The sequence below is a fragment of the Brevibacterium sp. XM4083 genome (genome assembly GCF_006489205.2).
Lineage (GTDB): Bacteria > Actinomycetota > Actinomycetes > Actinomycetales > Brevibacteriaceae > Brevibacterium.
The window spans coordinates 676,472-694,905 of the sequence record NZ_VFYR02000002.1 but is presented as its reverse complement, the minus strand read 5'-3'; the positions used below and the strand labels follow the sequence as shown (position 1 = coordinate 694,905).

The 18,434-nt window shown below is 68.2% G+C and carries 12 protein-coding genes; 7 read left to right on the top strand and 5 right to left on the bottom strand.

The window, feature by feature from the left end; genetic code table 11:
- Position 1: 1 nt before the first annotated feature.
- Genes dnaE through nrdR form a run of 3 tightly spaced genes read left to right on the top strand, consistent with a single transcriptional unit; the run spans position 2 to position 5,355 of the window.
- Positions 2 to 3,511, top strand: coding sequence for a DNA polymerase III subunit alpha (gene dnaE, locus FJ887_RS08915; RefSeq protein WP_249356854.1), 3,510 nt, complete (start codon positions 2 to 4; stop codon positions 3,509 to 3,511).
- Between the two features lie 40 nt (positions 3,512 to 3,551).
- Positions 3,552 to 4,856, top strand: coding sequence for a histidinol dehydrogenase (hisD, locus tag FJ887_RS08910; protein ID WP_137826379.1), 1,305 nt, complete (start codon positions 3,552 to 3,554; stop codon positions 4,854 to 4,856).
- Position 4,857: 1 nt separating this feature from the next.
- Entirely contained in the window at positions 4,858 to 5,355 is a 498-nt protein-coding gene (gene nrdR / locus FJ887_RS08905; RefSeq protein ID WP_137826380.1) for a transcriptional regulator NrdR, read from the top strand.
- A 352-nt stretch (positions 5,356 to 5,707) separates the two neighbouring features.
- Here the strand turns inward: nrdR and FJ887_RS08900 are convergent, their stop codons facing one another.
- Positions 5,708 to 7,918 carry a HelD family protein gene (locus FJ887_RS08900; RefSeq protein WP_137826381.1) on the bottom strand — a complete coding sequence of 737 codons (2,211 nt, stop codon included), beginning with the start codon at positions 7,916 to 7,918 and terminating at the stop codon, positions 5,708 to 5,710.
- 239 nt (positions 7,919 to 8,157) lie between these two features.
- The gene (locus FJ887_RS08895) at positions 8,158 to 8,949 is read right to left on the bottom strand and encodes a spermidine synthase (RefSeq protein WP_137826382.1); all 792 of its coding nucleotides are present in this window, start codon (positions 8,947 to 8,949) and stop codon (positions 8,158 to 8,160) included.
- Between the two features lie 163 nt (positions 8,950 to 9,112).
- On the opposite strand from FJ887_RS08895, the gene FJ887_RS08890 reads away from it, so the two are divergent.
- Together FJ887_RS08890 and FJ887_RS08885 are read left to right on the top strand one after the other, a co-directional pair.
- A complete protein-coding gene (locus FJ887_RS08890) occupies positions 9,113 to 10,303 on the top strand; it encodes a DUF4192 family protein (protein ID WP_137826383.1) in 1,191 nt (396 codons plus the stop codon).
- A gap of 310 nt (positions 10,304 to 10,613) precedes the next feature.
- Positions 10,614 to 12,086 (top strand): RNA polymerase sigma factor, encoded by a 1,473-nt coding sequence (locus tag FJ887_RS08885; protein WP_249356853.1) that lies wholly within the window; start codon positions 10,614 to 10,616, stop codon positions 12,084 to 12,086.
- 88 nt (positions 12,087 to 12,174) lie between these two features.
- Here FJ887_RS08885 and FJ887_RS08880 read toward each other — a convergent pair whose 3' ends face one another.
- Entirely contained in the window at positions 12,175 to 13,011 is an 837-nt protein-coding gene (locus FJ887_RS08880; protein ID WP_140954942.1) for an N-acetylmuramoyl-L-alanine amidase family protein, read from the bottom strand.
- Positions 13,012 to 13,108: 97 nt separating this feature from the next.
- On the opposite strand from FJ887_RS08880, the gene FJ887_RS08875 reads away from it, so the two are divergent.
- A complete protein-coding gene (locus FJ887_RS08875) occupies positions 13,109 to 15,220 on the top strand; it encodes a DNA gyrase/topoisomerase IV subunit B (RefSeq protein ID WP_137825752.1) in 2,112 nt (703 codons plus the stop codon).
- A gap of 81 nt (positions 15,221 to 15,301) precedes the next feature.
- On the opposite strand, the gene FJ887_RS08870 is transcribed toward FJ887_RS08875, so the two are convergent.
- Together FJ887_RS08870 and FJ887_RS08865 are read right to left on the bottom strand one after the other, a co-directional pair.
- On the bottom strand, positions 15,302 to 16,195 hold the full coding sequence (locus FJ887_RS08870) for a M56 family metallopeptidase (protein WP_137825753.1): 894 nt from the start codon (positions 16,193 to 16,195) through the stop codon (positions 15,302 to 15,304).
- Between the two features lie 19 nt (positions 16,196 to 16,214).
- Positions 16,215 to 16,577 (bottom strand): BlaI/MecI/CopY family transcriptional regulator, encoded by a 363-nt coding sequence (locus FJ887_RS08865; protein ID WP_137825754.1) that lies wholly within the window; start codon positions 16,575 to 16,577, stop codon positions 16,215 to 16,217.
- A 271-nt stretch (positions 16,578 to 16,848) separates the two neighbouring features.
- Here FJ887_RS08865 and FJ887_RS08860 point away from each other — a divergent pair, with 271 nt between their 5' ends.
- Positions 16,849 to 18,420 (top strand): cytochrome ubiquinol oxidase subunit I, encoded by a 1,572-nt coding sequence (locus tag FJ887_RS08860; RefSeq protein ID WP_212743327.1) that lies wholly within the window; start codon positions 16,849 to 16,851, stop codon positions 18,418 to 18,420.
- The last annotated feature ends 14 nt before the right edge of the window (positions 18,421 to 18,434 follow it).

The window sequence follows — 18,434 nt, the reverse complement described above, 5'->3', positions numbered from 1 at the left end:
CATGCTCGACGGGGCGGCCCGCCTCGGCGACCTCATGGCCGCGACGAAGGCGTCGGGCATGTCGGCGATCGCGACGACCGACCACGGGTACCTCTTCGGCGCCTTCGACTTCTGGTCGCAGGCGACGAAGGCCGACATCAAGCCGATCATCGGCGTCGAAGCCTACGTCACCCCCGGCACCGCCCGTGACGACAAGACCCGCGTGAAGTGGCGGACCGAGGAGTCGCAGAAGAGCGACGACCTCTCCGGCGGCGGCCTCTACACGCACATGACCCTGCTGTCGAAGAACAACACGGGCATGCGCAACCTCTTCAAGGCCTCCTCGGTGGCCTCCCTCGATTCGGTCACGGCGAAGTGGCCGCGCCTCGACCAGGACCTCCTCGAGACCTACTCGGAGGGACTCATCGCCACCACCGGCTGCCCGTCCGGGGAGATCCAGACCCGGCTGCGCCTGGGCCAGTACGAGGAGGCGAAGGCCGCGGCGGGGAAGTACCGGGAGATCTTCGGGGCCGAGAACTACTTCTGCGAGCTCATGGACCACGGTCTGTCGATCGAGAGACGGGTGACGAAGGACCTGCTGCGGCTGGCGAAGGAGATGGACATCCCGCTCGTCGCCACGAACGATCTCCACTACACCCACGAATCCGATGCGAAGGCCCATGAGGCCCTGCTCGCGATCCAGTCGGGCTCGAAGCTCATCGAGCCGACCTACGATCAGGGCGGCTCGCGCTTCGCCTTCTCCGGATCCGGCTACTACCTCAAGACGCCGGCGGAGATGCGGGAGCTCTTCAAGGAGATGCCCGAGGCGTGCGACAACACGCTGGCGATCGCGGAGATGTGCGAGGTCTCCTTCGACACCTCGGCGAACTACATGCCGAAGTTCCCCACCCCGGCCGGGGAGGACGAGACGTCGTGGCTGGTCAAAGAGGTGCAGAAGGGGCTCGAGTACCGATACCCGAACGGGATCCCCGACGACGTCCGCAAACAGGCGGACTACGAGCTCGACATCATCATCTCCATGGGCTTCCCCGGGTACTTCCTCGTCGTCGCCGACTTCATCAACTGGTCGAAGGACAACGGCATCCGCGTCGGTCCCGGCCGCGGCTCCGGCGCCGGGTCGATGGTCGCGTACGCGATGCGCATCACCGACCTCGACCCGCTCCAGCACGGCCTCTACTTCGAGCGCTTCCTCAACCCCGACCGCGTCTCGATGCCCGACTTCGACGTCGACTTCGATGATCGCCGCCGCGGCGAGGTCATCGAATACGTCACCCGCAAGTACGGTGACGAGCGCGTGGCGATGATCGTCACCTACGGCACGATCAAGACGAAGCAGGCGCTCAAGGACTCCGCCCGGGTGCTCGGCAAGCCGTTCTCCCTCGGCGAGCGGCTGACGAAGGCGCTGCCGCCGGCGGAGATGGCCAAGGACATCCCGCTCGCCGACATCGAGAACCCGGACGCGAAGCGGTTCAAGGAGGCCGGCGAGTTCCGGGCCCTCGTCGACTCCGAAGCCGATGCCCGCGAGACCTTCGAGACCGCGAAGGGCCTCGAGGGCCTGAAGCGGCAGTGGGGCGTCCACGCCGCCGGGGTCATCATGTCCTCGGACCCGATCATCGACGTCATCCCGATCATGCGCCGGTTCCAGGACGGGCAGGTCATCACCCAGTTCGACTACCCGACGTCCGAGGGCCTGGGGCTCATCAAGATGGACTTCCTCGGGCTGCGCAACCTGACGATCATCTCCGACGCGGTCGAGAACATCCGGGCCAACCGGGACTTCGAACTCGACCTCGAACACCTCGAACTCGACGACCGCGGGGCCTACGAGCTGCTCACGCGCGGTGACACCCTCGGCGTCTTCCAGCTCGACGGCGGCGGCCTGCGGGCCCTGCTGCGGATGATGAAGCCGGACAACTTCGAGGACATCTCGGCGACCCTGGCCCTCTACCGTCCCGGCCCGATGGGCGCGGACTCGCACACGAACTACGCGCTGCGCAAGAACGGCCTCCAGGAGGTCACGCCGATCCATCCGGAGCTCGCCGAGCCGCTCAAGGAGATCCTCGACACGACCTTCGGCCTCATCATCTACCAGGAGCAGGTGATGGCGATCGCGCAGAAGGTCGCCGGGTACTCGCTCGGTCAGGCCGACATCCTCCGTCGCGCGATGGGCAAGAAGAAGAAGTCCGAACTCGACAAGCAGCAGGTCGGCTTCTTCGGCGGCATGAAGGAGCGCGGCTACTCCGAGGCCGCCGCGCAGGCCCTGTGGGACATCCTCCTGCCGTTCTCCGACTACGCGTTCAACAAGGCGCACTCGGCCGCGTACGGCGTCGTCTCCTACTGGACGGCCTACCTCAAGGCCCACTACACCGCCGAGTACATGGCCGCCCTGCTCACCTCGGTGGGCGACAACAAGGACAAGCTCGCGATCTACCTCAACGAGTGCCGCCGGCTCGGCATCACCGTGCTGCCGCCGGACGTCAACGACTCCGCGCTCCACTTCACCCCGGTCGGGGAGGACATCCGCTTCGGCATGGGTGCGGTGCGCAACGTCGGGGCCAACGTCGTCGACGGGATCGTCGCGGCCCGCGAGGAGAAGGGCGCGTACACCTCGTTCACGGACTTCCTCGACAAGGTGCCGAGCCACGTGTGCAACAAGCGCACGATCGAATCGCTCATCAAGGCCGGCGGCTTCGACTCCCTCGGACACACCCGCCGCTCCCTCGTCGAGATCCACGAGGAGGCCGTCGACTCCGTCATCGGCGTCAAGCGCAAGGAGGCGATCGGCGAGTTCGATCTCTTCGCCGGTCTCGACGGCGGTGACGACGGCCCGAGCTTCTCCGTGGCGATCCCCGATCGTCCCGAATGGGAGAAGAAGGAGAAGCTCGCGTTCGAACGCGACATGATCGGCCTCTACGTCTCCGACCATCCCCTCAACGGGCTCGAAGGGGTGCTCGCCGCGGAGTCGGATGCCTCGATCGCCGAGGTGGTCGACCCCGAATCGCACCGTCCCGACGGTTCGCAGATCAAGGTCTGCGGGATGATCACGCAGGTCACCCGCAAGGTGTCGAAGAACTCGGGCAAGCCGTACGCGATCGTCACGCTCGAGGACCTCGACGCCGAGGTCGAGGTCATGTTCTTCGGTGACACGTACGAACCCGTGGCGAGCCTGCTCGCGACCGATCTCGTCATCTCCCTGACCGGTCGGATCCGCCAGTCCGACGACCGGCCGACTTCGCTCATGGCGATGTCGATGACGATTCCCGACATCACCGACCCGGGGGATCGTCCGCTCAACCTCATCATGCCGATGGAGAAGGCCACCGAGGAGATGGCGGAGAAGCTGCGTCGTATCCTCGAGGCGAACAAGGGCCAGACCGACGTCCACCTCGTGCTCACCCAGCCCGGCAAGCACACCGTGATGCGGCTCGACCGCTCGATCCGCGTCGACCCCAACCCGAGCCTCTACGGCGATCTCAAGGCCCTCCTCGGGTCGCGCTGCCTGAGCGCCTGAGGCGGGTCCGGGGCGCCACGTGCGCCGGGACTAGAATGGTCTGGTGAACATTCTGGACTTCCGCGGTGAGACCCTGAGCAGACGATTCCTCCGGCAGCGCCTGCCGCGGGCGGCAGCCACGCACGCCGACGTCGAACGCCGGGTCTCCGACCTCCTCGGCGAGGTGGCCCGCGGAGGATCGACGACGGTGAAGGACCTCACGGAGCGCTTCGACGGGGTCCGTCCCGACGCTCTGCGCGTGCCCGTCGCCGAACTCGCCCGGGCCGCCGCCGAGCTCGATCCGCAGGTGCGGGCCGCGCTCGTCGAGACGATCGCCCGCACCCGGAAGGTCGCCGAGGATCAGCGACCCGCCGACGTCGTCACCGAACTCGCCCCCGGCGCCGTCGTGACGACCCGGAGCCTGCCGATCGAGCGCGTCGGGCTCTATGTGCCCGGCGGACTCGCCGTCTACCCGTCGACGGTGATCATGAACGTCGTGCCCGCGCAGGTCGCGGGCGCCCAGTCGCTGGCGATCGCCAGCCCGCCGCAGGAGTCGGGGCTGCCCCATCCGGTCGTCCTCGCCACCGCGCACATCCTCGGCGTCGACGAGGTGTGGGCGATGGGCGGCGCCCAGGCGATCGGAGCGCTGGCGTACGGCTTCGACGACGCCGAGGTGTGTGAGCCGGTCGACCTCATCACGGGACCCGGCAACGCCTATGTCGCCGCCGCGAAGTCGCTTGTGCGCTCGCACGTCGGCATCGACGCGGTCGCCGGACCCACGGAGATCATCATCCTCGCCGATGCCACGGCGAACCCGGCGTTCGTCGCCGCCGACCTCATCAGCCAGGCCGAACACGACGAACTCGCCGCCTCGGTGCTCGTCACGGACTCGCCCGAGCTGCTCGAGGCCGTGGCCGCCGAGCTCGACCGCCAGGTTCCCGAGACCGCGCACGTCGAGCGCATCCGCACCGCGCTGGCCGGAGAGCAGTCGGCCCTCGTCCTCGTCGACGACCTCGATGCCGCCGTCACCGTGGTCAACGCCTATGCCGGTGAGCACGTCGAGATCCACACCGCCGACGATGCCGCGGTGGCCGAGCGCATCGTCAACGGGGGAGCCGTCTTCGTCGGACCCTATGCGCCCGTCGCCCTCGGCGACTATGCGGCCGGCTCGAACCACGTGCTGCCGACGATGGGCACCGCCGCCCACGGATCGGGACTCGGCGTGCACTCGTTCCTCAAGGTCAGCCAGGTCATCGACTACGGTCGGCCCGCTCTCGGCGACGTCGCCGAGCACATCGTCGCGCTCGCGACGGTCGAACAGCTTCCCGCCCACGGACGTGCCGTGAGCATCCGCTTCGAGGAGTGACATGCGCTGCCCATTCTGCCGTGAGTCCGATTCACGGGTCGTCGATTCGAGAACGAGTGAGGACGGGGCGGCGATCCGCCGCCGCCGGCAGTGCCGCCACTGCGGGCGCCGCTTCACGACCATGGAGGCGACGAGCCTCTCCGTCATCAAGCGCTCGGGGGTGACCGAGGAGTTCTCCCGCCAGAAGATCATGTCCGGAGTCCGCAAGGCCTGCCAGGGCCGGCCCGTCGGCGACGACGATCTCGCGAAGCTCGCGCAGAAGGTCGAAGAGGACATCCGGTCGAAGGGCATCGCCGAGATCGACGCCGACGAGGTGGGCCTGTCGATCCTCGAGCCGCTGCGCGAACTCGATCAGGTCGCCTACCTGCGCTTCGCGAGCGTCTACCAGGGCTTCGATTCGCTCGAGGACTTCGAGGCCGCGATCGACTCGCTGCGCGCCGATGCCGCGCTGCGCTCCGGGGACTCCCGCGAGGCGACGCCGGAGGACTTCGAGGCCTGAGGCCGGTGGGCGAGCAGTCCTCGTCATGGAGTCAGCCGAGGTTGCGGAAATCTTCTCGCGAAAACTTGCCCGAAAGTCGTCGATCACGGCAATAGTTGTGTACCATTATGAGTGCGCGCTTCGGTGCGCGGCCGCTTGCGGTTCGGAGGGGAAGCCGAACCGTCAAGCGGCCTTCGACGTTCCCCGGGAAAGTCGCTGACAACCCGCGTCCACATCACCCTGCGCCTGCGCTGTCGCTCAACAGGTGGCGTGAAATCCACCAGTTCGCCGACTCGACCGTCGCTCGTTCTGCAGTCGGCGTGAATATGTCGTCTTCGACGACCGCATATTCACGCCGACTGGTGAACGAGCCTCAGCCGATGCCGAGGTCCGAGAGCTCCGTCGGAGCCGAGGCGAGGACGCCGAGGCGGTCCGTCGTGCGGGTGAGCGCGACGTAGAGCGCGCCGACCCCGTCGTCCCCGCCGACCGGGGCGATGAGCCCGGGTTCGACGATGAGGACGGAGTCGAACTCGAGTCCCTTCGCCTGCTGCGGGGTGATGACGGCGATCTGATGGTCGAGACCGAGCACCGAGCGCCCGATGTCGAAGCCCGTGAGCGCCTCGGCGACGGAATCGATGAGCTCCTCCGGGGCGATGACGGCGATCTTGCCGCCGGAGACCGCGTCGACCTCAGCCGCCGCTGCGGCCGGCAGCGCGGCGATGACCGCCGGGGAATCGGCGAAGACCTCGAGCGTCGGCGGGGGGCCGCCCTGCCGCACCGACTCGACGAGCTCGAGCTGCGGGAAATGCCGGTGGAGATAGCGGTTCGCGAGGTCCATGACGGCCTGCGGCGTGCGGTAGGAGACCGTGAGCACCTCGAGGGAGAACCGGTCGCCGACGAACTCCGAGAGGATCGACTCCCAGGTCCGGGCGCTGTCGCCGTGCGAGGACTGCGCGAGGTCGCCGACGAGCGTCGCCGACTTCGAGGGCACCCGCCGGAAGAGCACCCGCCACTGCATGGGGGAGAGCTCCTGCGCCTCGTCGACGACGAGGTGGCCGTACGTCCATTCGCGGTCCTCGATCGCCCGCTCGGCCAGCGTCGTCGCCGGACCCGCCTCCTCCCACCGGGCAGCGAGCGTCTCGGCGCTGACGATCGCCGAGGTCTCGGTCATGTCGACGACCGCCTCGGCGTACTCCCTGGCCGATTCGTCACGGGCGGCGGTCTGCTGCGGGGTCGAGCCGAGCAGTTCGGCGAGTTCGTCGAGCAGCGGCGCATCCTCGATCGTCAGCGGTGCGTTCGCGGGACGGAGGAGCAGCTCCTGCTCGGCGGCAGAGAGCACCCGGTCGGCCGCGGCGCGGAGCTTGTGCGGCTTCGACAGGAGGGCGCGCAGCGCATCGCCGGGGCTGATGGGGAACCATGCGAGGTTGAGGGCGCGCCGGACGTCGACGCTCGAGCGCAGCTCGTCGAGGAGTTCGGGCAGACGCTCACCGGCGCCGTCGAGGCCCATCTGCCCGGCGAGATCCTCGGCGAGCGTCTTGAGCAGCCCGGCAACGAATCCGGTGCGCGCGGCATTGTGGGCGTCTCCGCTGCGCCGTGCGCGATCCCTGGCCGAGCGCACGTCCTTGCGACGCAGAAGCACCGTGTGGGCGCCGACGCGCAGACGTTCGTCCTCCTCAGGCACGCGCTCGTAGTTCGCGATGTGGTTGGCGAGCACGCTCGCCATGACCGACCGGCCCTTGATCTCGGCGACCCGCGGATCATCGGAGATGTCCGTGTCGAGGCCCGGGTAGAGCTGGCCGGGGGTGAGCAGGAGGGCACCGGTCTCGCCGAGGCTGGGCAGGACCTTCTCGATGTACTTGAGGAACACGGGGGAGGGGCCGACGAGGAGGACGCCGGATTTCGCGATCCGCTCCCGATGCCGGTAGAGCAGGTAGGCGGCGCGGTGGAGGGCGACCGCGGTCTTGCCGGTGCCCGGTCCGCCCTGGACGACGAGGACGCCCTGCAGCGGCTGCCGGATGATCGCATCCTGTTCGGCCTGGATCGTGGCGACGATGTCGCCCATCCGGCCGGTCCGGTGGCTCGTCAGTGCCGCGATGAGCGCCCCCTCGCCCTGCAGGGCCGAGCGCTGGGTGTCATCGAGGGCATCGATGTCGAGCACATCGTCCTCGACATCGGTGACCTTCCGGTTCTTCGTCACGAGGTGGCGCCGGCGGACGACGCCCTCGGGGTTCGCCGCAGTCGACTGGTAGAAGGGCTCCGAGGCGGGGGCGCGCCAGTCGATGAGGATCTGCTTGCGGTCGGCATCGGTGAGCCCGATGCGGCCGATGTAGCTCGGTTCGACGTCGTCCTTGAAGTCGAGTCGCCCGAAGCACAGCCCCTCCTCGGCGCTGTTGAGGCGGATGAGCTGATCCTCGTAGAGGGTCGCGAAGGCGTCGCGTTCGCTGCGGTGCTGATGGTTGCCGCCGACCTCGGAGATCCGGACGGTTCCCAGCCGGGCACTGGTCTCGTCCCGCAGTTCGTCGAGTCGGGCATAGAGTTCGTCGAGCTTGGCCTGTTCGACGGCGATTTCTGAAGTCTCGGTCATCTCACCTTCTTGGGTCGGCAATCAATTATGCCGAACTTTCCCGGACGGGAGTAGTCGGGCCCGTCACACGGGCGGTGCCGAACGGAGCGTGCGCACGCGTCACCAGCCGACACGCCACGGGCGGGGCGCACCGAGGTGTCCGACTCTCCGGGGGATCGGCCTCCCGGGTCGTCGGTGCGACGAATCCGTCGGTCCGGCAAGTCGTCGGTCAGGCAGGTCGTCGGTCCGTCGGGGTGCGGTCAGCGGCCGAGCCGGGCCGCGAGCGTCTCCCCGGTCAGCCACGCGGCCATCGTCGGGGCCGTGCGCAGCACCCGATCGAGGGCGGCGTCGGGCAGCGGCTGCGCCGCGGCGGCGACGACGACGTTGCCGCGCCGACGGCCCTTGAGGACACCGGGCTCCGAGGCGGCGGCGAGGTGCGGGAACGCCGAGGCGGCGGCGTCGAGCTCGTCGCGCAGCACCCGGTGGTCGCCGGCATCGGGGACGTTGGCGAGGAAGAGCCCGCCGGGTTTGAGCACGCGGGCGCTCTCGGCAAAGAACTTCGGGGTCTGGAGCGCGGTGGGCACGGAGTCGTGGGAGAAGGCGTCCCGGACGATGACGTCGGCGGTGTCGTCGCGGAAGCCGGCGATCTCCTCGGCGCCGTCCCCGGCACGCAGCGCCAGGGCAGGCGAACGGGGGAGGTCGAACCACGTGCGCACGCAGTCGATGAGAACCGGGTCGATGTCGATGGCCGTCTGCCGCGATCCGGGCCGGCGGGCGTCGAGCGCCCGCGCCAGCGCACAGCCGGCGGCGCCGATGTGGATGGCGCGCACGGTGCCGGACGGCAGGGTCGCCTCGATGATCCGCGCCATCCAGTCGAGGTATTCGAAGTCGAGGCGGGCGGGGTCGCTCAGGGTGATCGACGACGAGGGCACGTCGTTGACGTGGAGCACATAGCTGTCGGGCTCCCCGGCGACCTTCTCCAGCCGGGCGGTGCCCGTCGAGATCTCGACGACTTGCGCGCTGGGTGCTGTGAATATCCGTCTCTTCGCCACCACCTACTTGTATGTCAGTTCTCATCTCAGGGCAATTCGTGCGCGGGTGCGTGGGGAGAGCGGACGTGACTTGCGCGCCCTCGTCCTGTGGACGGAATCGCCGCGTCCACAGGGGCTGCGCGGGGTCTGGCGCCTGCGCACCCAGGTGGAGTCGACTGGCGGCATGGACACGCCAGCGAAGACCGCAGAGGACATCATCGGAATCGTTCCCCACACCCTGGGCTACACGCCCGCGCACAGTCTCGTCGCGATCCTCGTCGTCACCGACGGGAGCGGGGCGCAGTCGTGCGCGACGACCCTGCGCGTCGACTTCGACCTCGAGCGGGCGGCGGCGACAGCGGCGGAGGGAGGTCAGTGGCTGTGTGAGCTCGTGTGTCGCGCCTGCCGGCCCTCGGGGGTGTTCCTCGTCCTCTACGACGACGAGTACGCGCCCGACGAGGAGTACGTCTTCGTCGGCCCCGACGACCTCGTCACCCGCGGCGATGCCGAGTACTCGGAGATGCGCCGCAGCCTCATCCGGGCCGCCACCGACGAGATGGCTCGCGCCCTCGGCAGCGTCGGTATCGACACCCTGAGCGCATGGTGGGTCTCCGACGGTCGCTTCGGCCGCATCGATGACCGCGACGATCCCGGCACCGATCTCGCCGCAGCGCAGTCCTCGGCGTGCGCCACGGAGCTCGTCTCGACGGGGTCGGCGCCCGCGGAGGGTCCGAGCGACCTCATCGTCCTGCCGGCCGGTGCGGAGGAGAGAGCGGCGTTCTTCACGGAAGAGCATGACGAACCGACGACGATGACTCAGGCCTTCGACATCCTCGGCGAGGTCTACCCCGGTCTCCTCGCCCAGCGCGGACGCACCGAGGCCTTCGACCGCGAGGAGCTCAGCGCGCTGATGACCCCGCGGGTGGTCCGTGCCCTCGACCGGATCCTTGCCGAGAAGTGGTCCCGAGACGCCCTCGAGATGATCCTCGGCTTCGACCATCCCGACTTCCTGCCGCGCCGGGTGTGCCGGGCCCAACCCGGCGAGCTCGTGCAGTGGGCGCGCCGGGCGGGGAAGTCGCGGGCAGCGGCCGACCAGATGATCGGACTCTCCGACCGCGCGCCCACGCCCTACGATGTGCTGCTCGCGATCGCCTTCCTCGAAAGCTACGTGCCGTGGAGCAGCCCGCGCACCCTGTCGACGGCGTACGCGGTCATCGCCTGGTTCGAATGGTCGCTGGGCGGTTCGACGATGGCCGAGCAGTACGGACTCGCCGCGCTCGCCGTCGATGAGGGCAACTCACTCGCCGAACTCCTCATCTCCGCCGTCGGCCACGGCTACCTGCCGCGGTGGCTGATGACGCGGGCGCCGTTCTGAGCCGACCGGCAGCGTTCACGGCACCGAGGCGGGTGGGCGGGGGAATCTCTGCGACGGTGCCGGTGTTGAGCGAGTCCGGACAGGGCGTTTCGGTGCGTGGACGCGGCTTCCCGCCGATTCGCCAAGCGGGGAATAACGTGCCAGACTTGTGCGTTGACCCTGTCATTGCATATTGGGAGAGCTGTGCGCTCGCCCTTGGGCACACGACCCTTGCGCCCCCTTGACAAGGGTCTTAGTAATGTCCTGGTGCAACTGGGAAGTATCAGCGCTCGCGAAAGGTGAACACGTGCCGACAGTCGACAGGAAAACAGTGACTGAGGAGTCGGAGGCCACTTCGTCGGGTGGATCGACGACCACAGCGGCGAAGGGAAAGAAGACGACGAAGACGTCGTCGACCTCGCGTGCCAAGACGACTGCGGCGAAGAAGACGACTGCCGCGAAGACCGCGACCGCGAAGACGACGGCCAAGAAGACCACGGCGGCGAAGAGCAAGCCGGCTGAGCCCGCGGAGAGCCAGGAGACCACGGAGCAGAAGGCTCCCGCGAAGAAGACGGCGGCGAAGAAGACCACCGCAGCCGCGAAGACCACCACGGCCGCGAAGAAGACCGCCGCGAAGAAGACGACGAAGAAGACCGCCGAAGCCGACGACGCGCCGGTGAGCACGAAGAAGAAGTCCGACTCCGACGTCGAGTCGACCGAGGACGTCGAACCGACCGCGGACGCGCTCGCCACCGAGCTCAGCCCCTCCGAGGCGACCGAGACGAAGAACTCCGAGGAGAAGGAGAAGAACGCCGCGGTCACCGAGGCCGGCGGCTTCATCGTCTCCGACGCCGACGAGGACGACGCTCCCGCCCAGCAGGTCGTCTCCGCCGGTGCCACCGCCGACCCGGTCAAGGACTACCTCAAGCAGATCGGCAAGGTCGCGCTCCTCAACGCCGCCGAGGAGGTCGACCTCGCCAAGCGCATCGAAGCCGGCATGTACGCCGAGCACCTCCTCGACGAGGGTGAGGTGACCGACCCGCGCCTGACGATGGACTACAAGTGGATCATCCACGACGGACGGATCGCGAAGAACCACCTCCTCGAGGCGAACCTCCGCCTCGTCGTCTCGCTCGCCAAGCGCTACACGGGCCGCGGCATGCTCTTCCTCGATCTCATCCAGGAGGGCAACCTCGGCCTCATCCGCGCCGTCGAGAAGTTCGACTACACAAAGGGCTTCAAGTTCTCGACCTACGCGACGTGGTGGATCCGTCAGGCCATCACCCGCGCGATGGCCGACCAGGCGCGCACGATCCGCATCCCCGTCCACATGGTCGAGGTCATCAACAAGCTCGCTCGCGTCCAGCGCCAGATGCTCCAGGACCTCGGCCGGGAGCCGAGCCCCGAAGAGCTCGCGAAGGAACTCGACATGACGCCCGAACGCGTCGTCGAGGTGCAGAAGTACGGCCGTGAGCCGATCTCCCTGCACACCCCGCTCGGCGAGGACGGCGACTCCGAGTTCGGCGACCTCATCGAGGACTCCGAAGCGGTCGTGCCCTCGGACTCGGTGAGCTTCACCCTGCTCCAGGAGCAGCTGCACTCGGTGCTCGACACCCTGTCCGAGCGCGAAGCCGGGGTCGTCTCGATGCGCTTCGGGCTCAATGACGGACAGCCGAAGACCCTCGACGAGATCGGCAAGGTCTACGGCGTCACCCGGGAGCGGATCCGCCAGATCGAGTCGAAGACGATGGCGAAGCTGCGCCACCCGTCGCGCTCGCAGGTGCTGCGCGACTACCTCGACTGACACGGCTGACCGACGACGCCGGGCCCATGGTCATCCGACCGCGGACCCGGCGTCGCTGTCGTCTGCACCGCGATCTGCGTGGGCGGGGTCAGCCCAGCCAGTCGGCGACTCCGCGGGCGATCGCCTCGGCGTACTCCTTCCGGCCGTCCGCGGATTCCATCGCCTTCGCCTCCTCGGGATTGCGCATCTCCCCGCATTCGACGATGACGGCCGGCACCGAGGAGTTGTTGAGTCCCGCAAGATCCGGACGCGGACTGATCGCGTCCTTCCCGTACGCCGGGTTCGGCGTGAACGGCCCGGCCAGCGCCGCGCTGATCGCCTCGGCGAGCGCCGTCGACGCGGTCTCGAGCTCCGGTGTCGTCCCGGGGTCGGCGACGATGACGTGGAAGCCCTTCGCCGCCGTCGACTCGCTGCCGTTGGCGTGGATGCTCACCAGCGCATCGGCGTCGGCGGCGAACGTGCCGCGCTCATCGACGCACGGCCCGACTCCGTCGTTGTCCTCCCGACTGAGGACCACCTCGGCGCCGGCGGCCTCGAGATCTGCGGCGAGCAGCCCGCTGACCTCCCACGCGAACTCCGCTTCGGAGTAGTCGGAGTCGGTCGCGGTGCCCGTCGTGTTGCACGCCTTCTCCCCGCCTCGGCCATCGGGGACAGGGCTCGCGATCGCTGCGGGATCCTTCGCGTTGCCGCCGTTGTGACCGGGGTCGATGGCGATCGTCGTTCCCGTGAGATCCTCGTCGACGACCCGCGCCGAGGCGGTCGGTGCGCTTCCGGACGACCCCGACGGCAGCGGCTCGGCGGCGACCGTCGTCGACCGCTGGCCGGGCGCGGGGGCGGGGGCGGCGCAGGCGCCGAGCAGCACGGCGCCGAGCAGGGCGGCTGCGGGCAGGGCTGCGGCGCGCAGGGGGAGACGTGGGCGGGTCATGGGGCCATTGTTCCAGCAAACCTGGCCGACACGGCGACCCCGCACCCGGGCGCGGGGGACCACGGCGATTAGAATTCAATCGAACGAGAGGAAGAGTGTGGAAGAGGAAAGCTACGGCGCACGGCATCTGTCCGTGCTCTCAGGGCTCGAGGCGGTGCGCAAGCGTCCGGGCATGTACATCGGAACGACCGACTCGCGCGGGCTCATGCACTGTCTGTGGGAGATCATCGACAACGCCGTCGACGAGGCGCTCGGCGGGTTCGGCTCCTCGATCCTCATCGAACTCGAGGCCGACGGCTCCGTGGCCGTGACCGACCACGGCCGCGGCATCCCCGTCGACATCGAACCGAAGACCGGTCTGACCGGCGTCGAGGTCGTCATGACGAAGCTCCACGCCGGCGGCAAGTTCGGCGGCTCGTCGTATGCCGCCTCCGGCGGCCTCCACGGTGTCGGCGCCTCCGTCGTCAACGCCCTGTCCTCGCGCCTCGACGTCGAGGTCACCCGCGGCTCGAAGATCCACAAGATGTCCTTCCGCCGCGGGGTGCCCGGCCGCTTCGACGACAAGGGGAAGGCACCGAGCCCGGACAACCCGTTCGAGGAGTTCCACGAGGCCACCGGCCTCGAGATCGTCGGCAAGGCCAAGCGGGGAGTGACCGGCACGAAGGTCCACTACTGGGCCGACCCGCAGATCTTCCTCGGCAGCGCCCAGTTCGACTACCAGCACCTCGTCGAGCGCGCTCGGCAGACGGCGTTCCTCGTCCCCGGCCTCGAACTCACCATCGTCGACCGCCGCGGCGTCGCCCGCGATGAGACCGGCGCCGTCATCGCCGAACGCGTCGAGGACTTCCGCTTCGACGGCGGCATCACCGAGTTCGTCGACCACCTCTCGATCGACCCGCCGATCACCGACACCTGGCGGATGCAGAGCACGGGCTCGTTCAAGGAGACCGTGCCCGTCCTCGACTCCTCGGGACATCTCGTGTCGAAGGAGGTCGAACGCGAGGTCGGCGTCGACGTCGCCCTGCGCTGGGGGACCGGCTACGACACGAAGATCAAGAGCTTCGTCAACGTCGTCGCCACCCCGCACGGCGGCACCCACCTCGCCGGTTTCGAACAGGCGACGCTCAAGGCGATGCGCAAGGCCGTGGAGGCGAACTCCCGCAAGCTCAAACTCGGCAAGGACCGCCTCGAGAAGGACGATGTCCTCGCCGGCCTCACCGCCGTCGTCACCGTCCAGCTCGCCGAACCGCAGTTCGAGGGGCAGACGAAGGAGGTCCTCGGCACCGCCGCGGTCCGCCAGATCGTCGCGAAGACCGTCGAAGCCCAGCTCGGCGGCATCCTCGCCTCGACGAAGCGCGCGGAGAAGCAGCAGGCCGCGGTCCTCATGGAGAAGGTCGTCGCGGAGCTGAAGTCGCGGATCTCGGCGCGCACCCACAAGGAGAACCAGCGCCGCAAGACCGCGCTCGAGGCGTCCTCGCTGCCGGCGAAGCTCTACGACTGCCGCGACAGCGGGGTCGCGAACACCGAGCTCTTCATCGTCGAGGGCGATTCGGCGATGGGCACGGCGAAGTCGGCGCGCAACTCCGACCACCAGGCGCTCTTCCCGATCCGCGGCAAGATCCTCAACGTCCAGAAGGCCTCGCTGGCGGACATGCTCGCCAACGTCGAATGCGCCGCCCTCATCCAGGTCATCGGCGCCGGTTCCGGTCGCAGCTTCGACCTCGAGGCGGCCCGTTACGGCAAGGTCATCATCATGACCGACGCCGACGTCGACGGCGCGCACATCCGCACACTGCTGCTCACGCTCTTCTTCCGCTACATGAAGCCGCTCGTCGAGGAGGGCCGGGTCTTCGCCGCCGTGCCGCCGCTCCACCGCGTCGAGGTCGTGACGAAGCGCGGCACCCCGAACGAGATCGTCTACACGTATTCCGAGGCCGAACTCCACGCGCTGCTGAAGAAGCTCGACAAGTCGAAGAAGTCGTACAAGGAGCCGATCCAGCGCTACAAGGGCCTCGGAGAGATGGACGCCGATCAGCTCGCGGAGACGACGATGGATCCTGCCGACCGCACCCTGCGGCGGGTGACGATGGCCGACGCCGAGGCGGCGGAGCGGACCTTCGAACTCCTCATGGGCTCCTCGGTGGGCCCGCGCAAGGAGTTCATCGTCTCCGGCGCCGCCGTCCTCGACGCCGAGCGCATCGACAGCTGAGGGCGCGGCAACCGCCTCGGCGCGGGGGAGCGACCGTGCTCCCACGGTGCCCGAGGCGGTGCTCAGCGCAATGCGCGCGGATCAGTGGAGGGGAGCGACGGGCACGAAGAGGAGCACCGTCGGAATGAGCAGCAGGCCCGCTGCCACCAGGCAGGCGCACAGGCGCACCATCGTGCGTGCGGGATGGCGCGGCTGGGACAGGCGTGCAATGCGCTCGGCGCTCAGACCCTCCCGATGCTCGGGACTGATCGACGCGGCCGCAGCGACGGCGCGTGCGAGCACCGCCGGGTCGACGGTCTGACGCGCCTGGTCGTCGGCCATGAACTCGATGAGGCGATTGACGGAATTGAGGCCGATCGCCGTGGCCGAGAAGAACGGCAGCGCCCGATGCCACGCCGCGAACGGGATGACGAGGATGTCGTGGCGGAAGTCGAGATGCGCCTTCTCATGCGCGATGACCGCGGAGCGCTCGGCCTCGCTGAGAACCTCAAGGAGGCCTGTCGACAGGACCGCCGTGCCCTTGCGCGGCCCTTCGGGCAGACAGTAGGCGACGGGCTCGTCCGAGGAGATGATGCGGGTGTCGGGATAATTCTGCGACGGCTCGCTGAGCAGGTGTAAGATCTCGGCATGGCGAAGTCGAGTTCTCCGCGCTGAGTAGAACGTCAGCGCGAGGCAGCCGAGGAGGCGCCCGATGAGCACCAGCGCGATGATGAGGAAGATCCACGCGAGGATCGACAGCTGTGCATGCGATTCGCCGCGGATGAGATCCCACAGTCCGATGGGAAGATTCGGTGCTCCGGGCTCGACGGCGAAGGCCAAGGCCGCGCCGATGAGCGAGAGCCCGCCTGAGAGTCCGACGGCCTGCCAGAGGATGACCTCGGAGATCGGGTCGCTGCGAAACCGGCGCAGCAGCGCGGGAACCGGCCAGGCGAGGAGGAACGCCAACACTCCCAGGAGACACCCGACGATGCTCATGGTGGTACTCGGCCCGCCGTCAGGAGCGCGTCGAGTGGTTGCGCCCCAGAAGGCTGCGCAGGGTCTTCTCGTCGGCCTCCGACACGGTGCCGAGGAAGCGGGCGAGGACGGCCTGACGATCCGGGGCCTGCGAGAGCACCTCGGTCATGAGCTCGGCGACGTGGTCCTCACGGGTCGAGACCGCGAGGTAGCGATGCGGGCGGATGCTCCGATCGCGGGTGACGAAGCCCTTCTTCTCCAGGCGCGTGAGCACGGTGTGGACCGTGGTGAGGGCGAGGTCACGGTCGGCGAGGGCGTCACGCAGCTCCGCGGCGCTGAGGCCGTCCTCGTGCGCCCAGATGGCGTCCATGACGCTGCGTTCGAGTTCGCCCAGAGTTCCCACGATGTCCTTGTCCTCGGTAGTGACCGCGCCGCCTGCGGCGCCGGTCCGGCTGGAGCCCCCATTCTACCTCTACATGGTGTCGAATTCCATGTGAGACGCGCCTCTGCGTCAGCCGTGCCTATTCTCCCGTCTGTGGGTGCTGACCTGCGCGGACACGGATGCCGGGATGGTCCGGGCTGGAATGTGAGACAGTGGCTTTCAGAGTTCTACCAAGCGTAGAATTCTACGTGTTGTAGAAAGTTTCCCCTCGACGACTAGAACGGAGAAGCCCATGGAACTGGATCCGGTGCTCATCGGACGCTGGCAGTTCGGCATCACCACCGTCTATCACTTCTGGATGGTTCCCCTCACGCTCGGGCTCGGCATGCTCGTCGCGATCCTCCAGACGATGTACCACCGCACCGACAATGAGGTCTACCTGCGGGCCACGAAGTTCTTCGGCAAGCTCTATCTCATCAACTTCATCATGGGCGTGGCCACCGGTCTCGTCCAGGAGTTCCAGTTCGGCATGGCCTGGAGCGAGTACTCCCGCTTCGTCGGCGACGTCTTCGGCGCCCCGCTGGCGATGGAGGCGCTCATCGCGTTCTTCCTCGAATCGACGTTCCTCGGTCTGTGGATCTTCGGCTGGGGCAGGCTCAGCCGACCCGTCCACCTCACCGTGCTGTGGTGTGCCGTCATCGGCTCGTGGATCTCCGCGTTCTTCATCATCGTCGCGAACTCGTGGATGCAGCACCCCGTCGGCGTCGAACTCGTCGACGGCAAGCCGGTGATGACCGACGTCTGGGCGGTGCTCGGCAACAACACGGCGATCGCCGCCTACACCCACACGCTCTTCGGCGCCGTCGCCGTCGGCGGCAGCTTCCTCGTCGGCATCTCGTGGTACCACCTCTACCGGCGGCGCAAGGACGGCATCGACACCGTCGGCAAGGACGGCAGGGTCATCGTCGGCAGCGCCCCCGATGTGCCCGGTCGCGACGCGATCGACTACCGCGTGTGGATCAAGTGCCTGCGCATCGGCGCGATCTCCGGCATCATCGCCTTCGCCGGCGTCTCGATCACCGGTGACATCCAGGCGAAGCTGATGTTCGAGCAGCAGCCGATGAAGATGGCCTCGGCCGAGGGCGCCTGCCACGACGGCACGGAGTTCTCCGTGCTCACCGTCGGCGACCTGCAGTCGAACAACTGCTCCGACGTCCAGTCCGTGCTCGAGATCCCCGGTCTGCTCTCGTTCCTCGCCAAGGGTGACTTCAGCACCCCGGTCCACGGGGTCAACACCCTCCTGCCGGAGTACCAGGAGCGGTACGGGACGAACCTACCCGACGATCCGCGCTACGGCGAGCACGCCGGCGAGCCGATCGACTACCAGCCCATCATGATCGTCACCTACTGGGGCTTCCGTGCGATGATCGGCTTCGGCTTCGTCGCCGTCGGAGTGTGCGCGCTGGCCCTGTGGATCACGAGGAAGGGCACGGTGCCGGCGTCGCCCTGGATGATGCGCGGGGCGCTGCTGGCGATCACCGCACCGTTCATCGCGAACTCGGCGGGGTGGATCTTCACCGAGATGGGCCGCCAGCCCTTCGTCGTCGCCCCCAACCCGGCCCAGCTCGACGGTGTCTACATGTTCACCCAAGCTGCCCTCTCACCGCAGCTGACCCCGGCGATGCTGCTGTTCTCCCTCATCAGCCTCACCCTCGTCTACGGCGGGCTGATGGTCGTCGAACTCAAACTCATCATCAAGTACACCAGAGGAGGGGTCGCCTCGGCGATGCCCGAACTCGCCGAGTCCAACAAGAAGCCCACGATCACCGGCAACGACGACGACGTTCTGTCGTTCGCGTACTGAGGAGGAGAAGACAG

What these genes read in the sequence shown, in the direction of transcription:
- dnaE (WP_249356854.1), top strand. Translation starts at nt 2, where the DNA reads ATGCTCGACGGGGCGGCCCGCCTCGGCGACCTCATGGCCGCGACGAAG.
- nrdR (WP_137826380.1), top strand. Translation starts at nt 4,858, where the DNA reads ATGCGCTGCCCATTCTGCCGTGAGTCCGATTCACGGGTCGTCGATTCG.
- FJ887_RS08870 (WP_137825753.1), bottom strand. Translation starts at nt 16,195, where the DNA reads ATGAGCATCGTCGGGTGTCTCCTGGGAGTGTTGGCGTTCCTCCTCGCC.
- FJ887_RS08900 (WP_137826381.1), bottom strand. Translation starts at nt 7,918, where the DNA reads ATGACCGAGACTTCAGAAATCGCCGTCGAACAGGCCAAGCTCGACGAA.
- FJ887_RS08880 (WP_140954942.1), bottom strand. Translation starts at nt 13,011, where the DNA reads ATGACCCGCCCACGTCTCCCCCTGCGCGCCGCAGCCCTGCCCGCAGCC.
- FJ887_RS08890 (WP_137826383.1), top strand. Translation starts at nt 9,113, where the DNA reads ATGGACACGCCAGCGAAGACCGCAGAGGACATCATCGGAATCGTTCCC.
- FJ887_RS08860 (WP_212743327.1), top strand. Translation starts at nt 16,849, where the DNA reads ATGGAACTGGATCCGGTGCTCATCGGACGCTGGCAGTTCGGCATCACC.